The following is a 13217-nucleotide window of genomic DNA, read 5'->3' as shown; positions in this document are numbered from 1 at the left end:
CAACACTTCCAAACAGGCGAATTTGCGCTTATGTTACGCCTCAGCTCGAACAATATAGTCATACAATAAGAGAATCGATCATGTCTGATAAGAAACCCACCCTGCGCTCCGCCCAATGGTTTGGCACCGCCGACAAGAACGGCTTCATGTACCGCAGCTGGATGAAGAATCAGGGCATCGCCGATCACCAGTTCCATGGCAAGCCAATCATCGGCATCTGCAACACCTGGTCGGAACTGACCCCGTGCAACGCGCACTTCCGCCAGATCGCGGAACACGTAAAGCGCGGAGTGATCGAGGCTGGAGGCTTCCCGGTGGAATTTCCGGTGTTCTCCAACGGTGAATCCAACTTGCGCCCGACCGCCATGCTGACCCGCAACCTGGCGAGCATGGACGTGGAGGAAGCCATTCGCGGCAACCCGATCGACGGCGTGGTACTGCTGACCGGCTGCGACAAGACCACCCCGGCATTGCTGATGGGCGCGGCCAGTTGCGACGTGCCAGCGATCGTCGTCACCGGCGGGCCGATGCTCAACGGCAAGCACAAAGGCAAGGACATCGGCTCGGGTACCGTGGTCTGGCAACTGAGCGAACAGGTCAAGGCCGGCACGATCACCCTCGACGACTTCCTCGCGGCCGAGGGCGGCATGTCGCGCTCGGCCGGCACCTGCAACACCATGGGCACCGCCTCGACCATGGCCTGCATGGCCGAGGCACTGGGCACCTCCCTGCCCCACAACGCGGCGATTCCCGCCGTGGATGCTCGTCGTTATGTGTTGGCGCACATGTCCGGCATGCGTGCCGTGGAGATGGTGCGCGAGGATTTGAAGCTGTCGAAGATCCTCACCAAGGAAGCCTTCGAAAATGCCATCCGGGTCAACGCCGCCATCGGCGGTTCGACCAACGCCGTGATTCACCTCAAGGCCATCGCCGGCCGCATCGGCGTGGAGCTGGACCTGGACGACTGGACCCGCATCGGTCGCGGCATGCCGACCATCGTCGACCTGCAACCGTCCGGGCGCTTCCTGATGGAGGAGTTCTACTATGCCGGTGGCTTGCCAGCGGTATTACGCCGCCTTGGCGAAGCCAACCTGATCCCGAATCCCGATGCCTTGACCGTCAACGGCAAATCCATCGGCGAAAACACCAAGGACGCGCCGATCTATGGCGAGGACGAGGTCATCCGCACCCTCGACAACCCGATTCGCGCCGACGGCGGGATCTGCGTATTGCGCGGCAACCTCGCGCCACTGGGCGCAGTGCTCAAGCCCTCCGCCGCCACACCCGAATTGATGCAGCATCGCGGGCGAGCCGTGGTGTTCGAGAACTTCGACATGTACAAGGCACGAATCAACGATCCGGAACTGGACGTGGATGCCAACTCGATCCTGGTCATGAAGAATTGCGGGCCGAAGGGTTATCCGGGCATGGCCGAAGTCGGCAACATGGGCTTGCCGGCCAAGCTGCTGGCCCAGGGCGTGACCGACATGGTGCGCATTTCCGATGCGCGCATGAGCGGTACCGCGTATGGCACCGTTGTCTTGCATGTCGCCCCGGAAGCAGCGGCTGGCGGTCCGTTGGCAGCCGTGAAGGAAGGCGACTGGATCGAACTCGACTGCGCCAGCGGTCGCCTGCACCTGGACATCCCGGATGCCGAACTGGCGGCGCGCATGGCCGACCTGCAGCCGCCACAGCAATTGTTGGTGGGCGGCTATCGCCAGTTGTACATCGACCATGTGTTGCAGGCGGATCAGGGTTGTGACTTTGACTTCCTGGTCGGTTGCCGAGGCGCCGAGGTACCCCGCCACTCCCACTGACTCCGTTGCCCTCCCCCTGATCGTTCCCACGCTCTGCGTGGGAACGATCACTTCAAGACTTTGCCGCGCCTGTTATCATGCGCGGCATCGCCATCGCACAGGACCGCGCCGTTCCCCATGGATTACCGCAAACCCTCCGACCGCAAAAGCATGCACTCGCGCATCGTCCAGGAACTGGGCATGCAGATCGTCTCGGGACGTTTCCTGCCGGACGACAAACTGCCCGCCGAAGCCCTGCTCTGTGAGGAGTATGCCGTCAGCCGGCCGGTGTTGCGCGAAGCCACCCGTGTTTTGGTCGCCAAGGGCCTGGTCTATTCCCGTCCGCGGGTCGGCACGGTGGTCAAGCCGCGCAAGGAATGGCACATGCTCGACCCGGACGTCCTGCATTGGCTGATGCAAAGCAGCCCGCAGAACCAGTTCTTCGACCTGCTGACCAGTGTGCGCAGCATCATCGAACCGGCCGCCGCCGCCCTCGCCGCGCAGTTCGCCACCGACGCGGACATTGCCGCCATCGGTGAAGCCTACCAGCGCATGGAGGCGGCACCGACGCCGGAAGCCTTGCTGCAACCGGACCTGGATTTCCACAGCCGTATAGCCGACGCCACCCACAACGACTTGCTGGCCAACCTGTGCAACATGCTGTCGGTAGCGATTGCCGAAGCGTTGAAGCATTCCAATCAGCGGCCAAACCTGCATGAGCTGGCGTTGCCGCGGCACAAGGCGATTCTCACGGCCATCGAAAACCGCGATGCGCTGGGTGCGCGGCATGCAACGCTGGTGCAGCTGGACGATGCGCGTAGTGCGCTGAATGTGGTGCTGGGTAGCGATCCCTCGTAAAGCAAAATCAAAAGATCGCAGCCTGCGGCAGCTCCTACAGGGGAATGATGTACATCTGTAGGAGCTGCCGCAGGCTGCGATCTTTTGATCTTCACGCACAAAAAAAAGCCGCAACCCTGAGGTTGCGGCTTTTTTGTTTCAACCAGGGATCAGTGAGCAAACAGCGAATTACCCTTCTGCCCCGCCAGCTTTTCCGGTTTGATCAGGAACCGCGCCAGTGCCGGCAGCAGCCACAACGCACCGAACATGTTCCACAGCAGCATGAAGGTCAGCATCAGGCCCATGTCAGCCTGGAACTTGATGGCCGAGAAGATCCAGGTGCATACACCGATGGCCAGGCACAAGCCGGTGAACAGCACGGCCTTGCCGGTGGATTTCAGCGTCTGGTAATACGCCTCTTGCAACGGCAGGCCGGCACGCAGGAAGCTTTCCAGACGGCTGTAGATGTAGATGCCGTAGTCCACGCCAATCCCCACCCCGAGCGCCACCACCGGCAGGGTCGCGACTTTCACGCCGATGCCCATGAAGGCCATCAGGGCGTTGCCCAGCACCGACGTCAGCACCAGCGGCAACACGATGCACAAGGTCGCCGCCCAGGAACGGAAGGTGATCATGCACATGACCGCGACGCAGATGTACACCAGGATCAGGATGGTCAGTTCGGACTTCTTGATCACCTCATTGGTGGCCGCCTCGATCCCCGCGTTACCGGCCGCCAGGATGAATTCCAGGTTCTCGGTGTTGTGTTCCTTGGCGAATTCCTGCACCGCATGCACCGCACGGTCCAGGGTTTCGGCCTTGTGATCGTTGAGGAACACCAGCACCGGTGCCAATGAACAGCTGTTGTTGTACAGGCCATCGGCGCGGGCGATGGAATTGTTCAACACGTCCGGGTTACGCGACAGGGTTTCCCATTTCAGGTTGCCCTCGTTCATGCCCTTGATCATCTGCTTGGACACGGTGACCAGCGAGATCGCCGACTGCACGCCCTCGGTGTTCTGCATCTTCCACATCAGCTCATCGATCGGCGCCATGGCTTCGTAGCGCGAGCAGCCTTCGGCCTTGGTCTTGACCATCACCACCAACACGTCGGAACTGGTGGAGTAGTTGCTGATGATGAAGTTGTTGTCCTTGTTATAGCGCGAGTCCGGACGCAATTCCGGCGCGCCCTGGTCGAGGTCTCCGATCTTCAGGTTCTGGCTGTACCAGAGGCCACCGCCAAAGGCGACCAGCGCCAGGAAAATCGAAACCGGTGCAACCTTCGCGCTGGCAAAATTCGACAACAGCCGCCAGAACGGATGCTCGCGGATCGCATCCTTCTTGCTGCGAGCCACGGCACGCTTGCTGATGCCGACGTAGGAAATCGCCACCGGCAACAGGATCAGGTTGGTGAACACAATCACTGCCACACCGATGGAAGCACCGATGGCCAGCTCGCGGATCACACCGATATCGATGATCAGCAGCGTGATGAAGCCCACCGCATCGGCGAGGATCGCGATCATCCCTGGCAAGAACAGCTGGCGGAAAGTGCGCCGCGCCGCCGTCAAGGCGTTTTCCGCCTCGCTGGATTGCAGGGCGATACCGTTGATCTTCTGCACGCCGTGGGAAATACCGATGGCGAAGATCAGGAACGGGACCAGCATCGAGTAGGGATCGAGCCCGAAGCCGAAGAAGTGCATCAACCCCAACTGCCAGACCACCGCCACCAGGGTGGTACTCAATACCGCCACTGTGCTGCGCATGCAGTTGGTGAACCAGTACAGCAGGATCAGGGTGATGACGAAGGCAACACCGAAGAACATCACCACCATCACCAGGCCGTCGATCAGGTCGCCAACTTTCTTGGCGAAACCGACAATATGGATCTTCACGTTGGGGTTCTGTTTCTCGAACTTGTCGCGGATCTTATCTTCCAGCTCGTGGGAGAACTTGCGATAGTCCAGTGCCAGCAGCTTGCCCTGGTCCTGCGGGTCCGGGTAGGACTCCAGCAGCGGGATGTCGACGATGCTCGACTTGAAGTCGTTGGCCACCAGGCGCCCGACCTGCCCGGACTTGAGCACGTTGTTACGCAACAGGTCGAGGCTTTGCTGGGAGCCGTTGTAGCTCTGCGGGATCACTTCACCCCCAGCAAAGCCCTCCTCCGTCACTTCGGTCCAGCGCACGCTCGGGCTCCACAGCGACTTGAGGCCGGAGCGGTCGACGCCAGAGATGTAGAACACCTCGTCGTTGATCTGGCGTAACGTCTCCATGTACTCCTTGGAGAAGATGTCGCCGTCGGTGGCTTCCACGGAAATGCGGACGGTGTTGCCCAGGTTCGCCAGGTCGTTACGGTGCTCCATCATCTTCTGGATGAACGGATGCTCGAGCGGGATCATTTTTTCGAAGCTGGTGGACGGGCGGATCAGCGTCGCCTGCCAGAACAGGAAAACACTGACCAGCAGGCAGATGAAAATCACTGCCGGGCGATTATTGAAGATCAGGCGCTCAAGAAACGTCGCCTTGTCCTGATGATGGGTGCTTAAGGATGTCATGACTACGCCTTCTTATTATTAACCCGGCTCATTTGCCCAGCTCAGCGCCATTTGGCGAAGTGGCGCGAACGCCGCCCTGTCCAGCCAGAATCAGATTGCCGTTCCCTGCGGCGACGACAGATGAGAGCGAGATACGATCCCGACGGTTGAAGACGCTGAAGGTTTCACCGTTGTCGCTGCTGCTGATCACCGAACCGCCGTTGCCGACGATCACAATGGAACCATCGTCAAGCAATGTACCGCCGGACAGGCCGAATTCCAGATCACCGCGTTCAGCCTTGAGTTTGACCTGCTCCCAAGTGCTGCCGAAATCCGTGGAGCGGTAAAGATTGCCGCGCAGGCCATACGCCAACAGCGTATCGGGTTGCGCGGTGCCGATCACACCGAACAGCGAGCCCTCATACGGACCTTCGAGCTTTTCCCAGGTCTGGCCCCAATCGGCCGAGCGGAACATGCTGCCCTGCTCGCCAACGATAAACAGGCCGGCATCCTTGACCGCCGTGATGGCGTTGAGGTGGAACTGGTCTTCGTTGTCCAGGCGGTCGCTGACGTCTTCCCAGTTCTTGCCGCCGTCGGTGGTGGCCATCAACGCACCGTAGGCGCCCACGGCGAAGCCGCTGTTGGCGTCCTGGAACCAGACGTCGAGCAGCGGCGATTCGCGTTTCAGATCTTCGAATTGCTTGGTCCAGGTGACTCCGCCGTCTGCGCTGCCGAGGATCTGCGCGTCATGCCCCACGGCCCAGCCGTGCTTGTCATCGACAAAGAACACTGAAGTCAGTAACTGGCGGGTCGGCACCTTGGCCTGGGTCCAGGTGGAACCCTGGTCGTCGGAATACAGAATGTGCCCGCGATCCCCGACCGCCACCAGGCGCTTGCCGGCGTGCACGACATCGAGCACCAGGCTTTTGCTGGCCTTGGCCGATTCAACGGAATAAACGACGTTGGACGCTGGCGCGTCAGCGGCCAGCACCGATGTTGACCACACGGCACAGCCCAACAGCGAGAGCGCTGTAGCCAGCAACGCGAATTTGCGCAATGCCGGCGGGCGGCAGATACCCACACCCATGACAGGCTCACTCATAGACCTTCCCCCTTTATTATTGTTAGGTCGTTCAACCTTTCAGGGCGCCGAAAGGGGTACTCACGGGACGTCCTGTTTCAAAAGCATAGTCTTGAAACCCGCAATCCAGAGCCCCTTCGGAAGCTGGCTTATCCTATCGGTGTTTTTCGACGGCTGACAATCGACGGCACGTTATGTTTTGTTAACCGCGGGTCGATGCGTCCCGGGTGAATGGTCGGGTATTACCGCGGGTGATCGTGTTATCCATGGACGGTCTATGCCGGTGTTTGGCTGATCCATGCAGTCCAGCGAATTGTATCGATGAGCGTTTTTTGTCAGAAGCCGACTTGTCGTTCCCCTATGGTGGCTCGCATTGACTCCCCATGGACAGCAAGAAATGATTCCTTCCCCAATTGGCGCCTCATCCAGCCGCCCTCTCGCAAACAACGACCGTCCGATAGTCCCTACACCCATTGCGAAAGCGGTGAATTTCGTTTGCCAGGGACAGGAGAAGTTTGTGGCACTCGCGCAATCACCGGAGGAAAAACCAGGGCGTGATTCGTCTGCGGCGGAACCGAAGCCAATCGGGGGTGGCCGTAAGAACAGAGTGGTCGCGATGCGAGAGCAAAAGCAGCAGCGCTTCGCAGGGCTAATGCAAGATCTGGAGAAGTTGCTGGGGCAACAGAAACAGATGCAAAAGCGCGTTGATATCACATACAACGTCATGCAGAGCAAAATGAACGATCCATCGTGCTCCGAACAGGAACGGGCACAGTTCAGACAACGTTACGCCGTCGTATTGGACGCTCAAAGCACAAGCTATGTCACGCTGCTGGACGTGACCACGGAATTGATTGGCTTGAGGGTTGCTCCTGACATTGCCCAATTAGGGTGCAAGCTGCAGGAAAATCTGATCAACAATGCTTATGCGCAAATCACCATTAAAGGCCTGGATCTCGAAGCAGCTAAATGCAAGTACACCCATTCCAATAGTGATGAGGTGCAGCTCGCTACAGCCCTGCTAACCGAAGGTACTGTCGTAGTGGATGGTTTTTTGGAATACATGGGTGAACTCTGCGAAATCTACGAAACGCTGATCAAGCTTCATACGGAGGTGGGGAGCCGTCTTCGCCAACTTCAAGGGATGTCGCACCAGGGGGCCGAGGCCTGGGAGCGATTGACCAGCAACAGGCCCGATAATGAAATTAGCGTGCTGGGTACCAAGGTCTGCCAACTGACCACCTTGACCTCTCTCGGCGCCAAGGAGCCTGGCAGCGACACGTCAGCAGCACTGCTTGACGTTATGGCACCCCTGCAGTTGTTGTTCTCGTCCTATATTGAGCTTCAAATCTCAAAGCACTATAAAAGCGACGATCGTATTGCCGTACTGGATAACCTGGTCAAACACTACGACACCGCCATGGTAGGGCTCACCAGTATTGGCATCCTGAGATCCGATGAATTGCAGCCGGACCGGTTCGCCCATCTGTGTGAAATCGTTGGACAATTGCGCGACGATGCCGAGCACCGTCTGGCTGATGAACTGAAGAACACTGAAACGCCGTCCCCGACATCGAAAGCCGAACTTCCCGCTACATCACCCTCCCGCAAGCGGGTCATCCACACTGTCAAAGGCACATTGATCGGAGAGGTTCGGGCTCGAGTTGCCAATCAGGGCACAGACATTGTCGACGTCAGAAGCCCTTTCGAAGACCAGCCACTGGCCTCGTTCCGCGAAGATAAATCGAATGCCTGGGTGGAAATCGTCGAAGCGAGTAAAACCGCACCGAAAGCGCGCGTGACTCCCTACCCGCAACTCAAGGGCGATGCTCGAAAGGCGTTGGCGAAAATCGATGAGCTGGTGCACAAATTCGATGGCTACGCACGAGGGGCGGGCCATCCAAAGGGAATCGAAGAGAGCTTGCAGAACACGGCACAGAATCTGATCGACTATGCGGACCGCCTGGAACGCCACGAAAACGCACCGTCAAACTCGCAGAAGGATGCCGACCTCGTCAAAGACCTGCGGCTCACGGCTGGAACAATCAAGGAAAAAGCAACGCAACTGCGTATCCAAATATCCCTGGCCCAAGCCCCTACCAGCGAAGCCGTGGAGTATCTGTTTCGTCACAAGGAGGTTCACCCGCAAAAAATCGGCGAACGCATACAACTGAAAACCGGACGCCAGGACTTTTTGCAGGAATACGTTCTGATGAACAATAACAATCGGCCATTGTGGTATGCGCACTTTCATTACAAAACATCAAGTGATGCCAACGCCGATTACACCGCCGCCAGCCTGAAAACCAAAGATCAGCGCTTTGAAACCAATGCCACGGCACTGGCCAAGGCACAAAACGCTCACCAGAAAATCGACATTTATCGCGGCCACATCGACAAGGAACTGGCCACGAAAATTTTCTCGCTGCCGTAACCCGTTCGCCGCGCAGTGACTGGCACTGCGCGGCATCAGGACCAAGCCAGGCTGATTCACGCAGTCCAGCGAACTGTATCGATGAGCGTTTTTTGTCAGAAGCCGACTTGTCGTTCCCCTATGGTGGCGCGCATTGACTCCCCATGGACAGCAAGAAATGATTCCTTCCCCAATTGGCGCCTCATCCAGCCGCCCTCTCGCAAACAACGACCGTCCGATAGTCCCCACACCCATTGCGAAAGCGGTGAATTTCGTTTGCCAGGGATAAGAGGAGTTTGTGGCGCTCGCGCAGTTACCGGAGGAAAAACCGGGACGTGATTCGTCTGCGGCGGGACCGAAGCCAACCGGGGGGGCGCCCGTAAGAACAGAGTCGTCGCGATGCGAGAGCAAAAGCAGCAGCGCCGAACTGTAGTCATGATCGTTTTTTGACAGATATCGAATTGCCCCCGCCCTATTTTGATTCAAATTTACTAACCATGAAGGCGTGAAATGATTTCCTCGGTAAACGGCTCCTCATCCAGTCAGTCTCTCGAACGCTGCTCCCAACCAACGGGCTCCACACCTGTTTCAAAAGGGTTGGATAAAGCATGCCAAGGAAAAGCTGAATTAGTGCTGACCAAGAACAATCGGCTCAATCAATTCACTGTTCCCAATGGGTATGTCTTGACCTCCGGACGCCTAATCACCGTGGCGCGCCCTTATTCGAATGACAGCGCGGCGAAGCCACTCGAACAGACTCTGGCCAATGCGAAAACCATCCTGAACACCGCGCTCACCATGCGCAACCTGATCAAGGAAGGGCATGAACTCGCTGAACTAAAACCTGCAGGCAACTCACCGCAGATAGAACTGGCCACACGCATTCAGTCCAGCTTGGGCGACGCTACAAAGGGTCGTCTATCAGTACTCACCTCACCGATTGCCTTGACCGTCGACAACAGCAAAGTCACTTCACTCAGCCCTTCCAAGAGCGACATGGCCGTTTGGATAAAAAGCCATGACACGCCGGGCAGCTACATAGTGTTGAACGGCAACAACGACGAAACCTATGTCTCATACATCGCCGACAAACTCGCGGACAGCAAGCACATCAACTTTATTACCAGCGGCTTCGGTGGCCACGGCACGACGGATCGCCATGCCATCGCGACCAACAAAACCGAAGGTGACCGCTTTAAAGAGTTGCTGATGGAAAAAGGCATCGCCCCACAACGGATCACAGTTGACCCCTTCTCGACCAACAGCGGTCAAAACGCAATTAACGTCGCGGACATCATCAACCGTGACATTCAGGGTGGAAAACCACTCGGCACGGTTATTGTCAGCGGTACGCCCGCCGCGGTGTTTCGACAAACCTACACCTATGCCCAACAACTCAAGATAAACAGCGAGACGCCATTTCAGATTGAATCATTCCCGTTCTGTGATGAAGCCAAATACACCACGCTCGCCGATAATCTCGCCATTATTCGCGAGTTTTCCACCACGTTGAATTACTTGTTTAATACTGCTTATCTACCAAGTAATGCAGGCCTCTACCCGGATGCGTTTTTTTCCTCGGTTCTGGATTGCCTGACGACGTTCGCTGATAAGTTGACTGCGGACCATCCGAAAGATGCGGATAAATATGGAACGGTTGTCAGAGCTATTCGAACGATCGATCAACAGATGATTGAGCGATTCAAGTCGACGCAGTTGACCTCGGAAGACAAAATGGCCGTCCGCACAGTCGACGACTTCTTCAGATCTCTCTTCAACCCGCTGGAACTTACATTCAATCGCGGCACCGTATAAGCCACAAAAAAATGCCCGTAGCGCAAGATACGGGCATTTCAGTATTTCAACAGCCGTTGCGAAAAAACTCGCTCACACGGTCATCAAGCCAAGCTTTTACTCACCACCTCAAACACGTCACTGGACAACTGCCCCGAAGCACGAATGCGCTCCAGTTCGCCTTTCATCAACGCCTGACGGGCGCTGTCGTACTTGCGCCAGCGAGTCAGCGGTGCCAGTTGGCGCGAAGCGATCTGCGGGTTGAAGCCGTTCAACTCGATCACCAGATCCGCCAGGAAGCGATACCCGGAGCCATCCGCCGCATGGAAGTTGATCAGGTTCTGCCCGGCGAACGCGCCGATCAGGGCCCGCACCTTGTTCGGGTTCTTGATGTTGAACGCCGGGTGCTGCATCAATGCCTTGACCCGATCCAGGCCACCCGGCAGCACACTGCCGGCCTGGACGCTGAACCACTGGTCCATGACCAACGGGTTGTCCTTGAAGTGATCGGCGAAGCTGGCCAGTGCCTTGGCTTTCTGCTCTTCGAATGGCGAGTTGACCAGCACGGCGAGCGCAGTCAGGCGTTCGGTCATGTTGTCGCAGGCGTCGAACTGCTCCAGCGTCGCCGCCAGCACTTCGGGCTTGCCGCTGAGCATCAGGTACGACAGCGCAATGTTCTGCAGTGCGCGACGGGCAAAATGCTCGGCTTCGGCCACGTACGGGGTCTTTTTCGACAGGTCGCGGTTGGCCTGGTAACGCAGCCACAAGCCTTCGAACAACGCATCGGCCAGCTGCTTGCGGGCAAACTCGCGGGCGGTGTGAATCGCCTCGACGTCGGCCACTTCGCTGATTTCAGTCAGGTACGCTTCGCTTGGCAGCGACAGCATTTCGGCGACCATTGCCTGATCCAGCGTCTCGTCGGACAGCACGGTACGCAAGGCCGAAACCAGACGCTGATCCAGTACCAACGCTTCGCCCTTCTGCTGCTGGGCGATCAGTTCCTGCAACACCTGCACCGACAGTTGCTGACCAGCATCCCAGCGGTTGAAGCCGTCGCTGTCGTGCTGCATCAGGAACATCAGTTGGTCACGGTTGTACGGGAAACTCAGTTTCACCGGTGCCGAGAAACCGCGCAGCAGCGAAGGCAACGGCTGTTCGGCGATGTCGACGAAGGTGAACGTCTGCTCGGCTTCGGTGACCGAGAGGACCCGGGAAGTCCCCTGCGCCGACGCTTCGCCGGCAAGACGCAGGGCAATTTCACCGCCCTGGCTGTCGAGCAGGCCGAGTTCGACGGGAATCACGAACGGCAGTTTTACAACTTTGTCCGGGGTCGGCGGGCAGCTCTGGCGGAAGGTCAGGCTGTAAGTTTTCGCCGCAGCATCATAAGACTCGCTCACCGCCAAACGAGGTGTGCCAGCCTGGCTGTACCAGCGCTTGAACTGAGTCAGGTCGACGCCATTGGCATCTTCCATGGCCTTGATGAAGTCATCGCAGGTCACGGCCTGGCCGTCATGGCGCTCGAAATACAGGTCGCTGCCTTTACGGAAGCCTTCGGCGCCGAGCAGGGTGTGGATCATGCCGACCACTTCCGAGCCCTTTTCGTACACGGTCAGGGTGTAGAAGTTGGAGATCTCGATGAAGCTGTCCGGCCGTACCGCGTGAGCCATGGGACCGGCGTCTTCGGCAAACTGGTGGGTGCGCAGGTAGGCCACGTCCTGGATGCGCTTGACCGTCGCCGAGTTCATGTCGGCGGAGAAGGCGGAATCGCGGAACACCGTGAAGCCTTCCTTGAGCGACAACTGGAACCAGTCGCGGCAGGTCACGCGGTTGCCCGACCAGTTGTGGAAGTATTCATGGGCAACGATGGCCTCGACCCGCTGGTGCGCGGCGTCGGTGGCGGTCTCGGCCTTCGCCAGCACGGCGCTGGAGTTGAAGATGTTGAGGCCCTTGTTCTCCATGGCGCCCATGTTGAAGTCGTTCACGGCGACGATCATGAAGATGTCCAGGTCGTACTCGCGGCCATACACCTCTTCGTCCCAGCGCATGGATTTCTTCAGGCTGTTCATGGCGTGCTGGCACTTGTCGATGTTTTCCGGCTCGACATAAATGCGTAGCGCTACATTACGCTGGGTCATGGTGGTGAAAGTGTCTTCGACGCACCACAAATCACCGGCCACCAGCGCGAACAGGTACGCCGGCTTCTTGAACGGGTCTTCCCAGGTCGCCCAGTGGCGACCGTCTTCGCCAGGACCACTGGCGATCGGGTTGCCGTTGGACAGCAGCACCGGGTAGCTGTGCTGTTCGGCGACCACCGTGGTGGTGAACGTGCTCATCACGTCCGGGCGGTCGAGGTAATAAGTGATCTTGCGGAAGCCTTCGGCCTCGCACTGGGTGCAGAACATCGTGCCGGACTTGTACAGGCCTTCCAGCGCGGTGTTGGTTTCCGGGTGAATCCTGACGCTGGTATCGACCGTGAACGTGGTGCTGGTCGGCTGCAGAGTCAAATGATTCTCGGTGAGTTGGTAATCGGCAAGGCCCAGCTCGCGGTCGGCCAGGGTCACCGACAGCAACTCCAGCTGCTGGCCATCCAGCACCAGCGGCGGCAGGCCCGGACCACGCTCGGGGTTGCGGCGCATCACCAGTTGCGCATGGACCAGGCTGTGGTCCTCGAACAACTCGAAGGTCAGGTGAGTTTCGTCGATCAGGTACTCAGGCGCCTGATAGTCCTTGAGGTAGATCATCTTCGGTTGTTCGGTGCGCAT

The 13217-nt window shown here is 58.2% G+C and carries 7 protein-coding genes; 4 read left to right on the top strand and 3 right to left on the bottom strand.

Features of this window, described 5'->3' with window-relative positions; translation table 11 throughout:
• The first annotated feature begins 80 nt into the window (after positions 1-80).
• Together PSUM_RS03400 and PSUM_RS03395 are read left to right on the top strand one after the other, a co-directional pair.
• Entirely contained in the window at positions 81-1817 is a 1737-nt protein-coding gene (locus tag PSUM_RS03400; protein WP_020799309.1) for an IlvD/Edd family dehydratase, read from the top strand.
• 117 nt (positions 1818-1934) lie between these two features.
• A complete protein-coding gene (locus PSUM_RS03395; RefSeq protein ID WP_020799307.1) occupies positions 1935-2654 on the top strand; it encodes a FadR/GntR family transcriptional regulator in 720 nt (239 codons plus the stop codon).
• Between the two features lie 149 nt (positions 2655-2803).
• On the opposite strand, the gene PSUM_RS03390 is transcribed toward PSUM_RS03395, so the two are convergent.
• Positions 2804-5188: an efflux RND transporter permease subunit gene (locus tag PSUM_RS03390; protein WP_020799306.1), complete on the bottom strand. Its 2385-nt coding sequence runs from the start codon at positions 5186-5188 to the stop codon at positions 2804-2806.
• Between the two features lie 28 nt (positions 5189-5216).
• Positions 5217-6269, bottom strand: a complete 1053-nt coding sequence (locus tag PSUM_RS03385) for a WD40/YVTN/BNR-like repeat-containing protein (protein ID WP_020799305.1) — start codon at positions 6267-6269, stop codon at positions 5217-5219.
• Between the two features lie 496 nt (positions 6270-6765).
• On the opposite strand from PSUM_RS03385, the gene PSUM_RS03380 reads away from it, so the two are divergent.
• Positions 6766-8682, top strand: coding sequence for a hypothetical protein (locus PSUM_RS03380; RefSeq protein WP_231989913.1), 1917 nt, complete (start codon positions 6766-6768; stop codon positions 8680-8682).
• Positions 8683-9171: 489 nt separating this feature from the next.
• The gene (locus PSUM_RS03375; RefSeq protein WP_231989912.1) at positions 9172-10476 is read left to right on the top strand and encodes an ElyC/SanA/YdcF family protein; all 1305 of its coding nucleotides are present in this window, start codon (positions 9172-9174) and stop codon (positions 10474-10476) included.
• Positions 10477-10559: 83 nt separating this feature from the next.
• Here the strand turns inward: PSUM_RS03375 and pepN are convergent, their stop codons facing one another.
• Positions 10560-13217 (bottom strand): aminopeptidase N, encoded by a 2658-nt coding sequence (gene pepN / locus PSUM_RS03370; protein WP_083348969.1) that lies wholly within the window; start codon positions 13215-13217, stop codon positions 10560-10562.

The organism is Pseudomonas umsongensis, assembly GCF_002236105.1.
GTDB lineage: Bacteria > Pseudomonadota > Gammaproteobacteria > Pseudomonadales > Pseudomonadaceae > Aquipseudomonas > Aquipseudomonas umsongensis.
The sequence above is the reverse complement of the archived record's forward strand: the minus strand, read 5'-3'. Positions and strand labels throughout refer to the sequence as shown.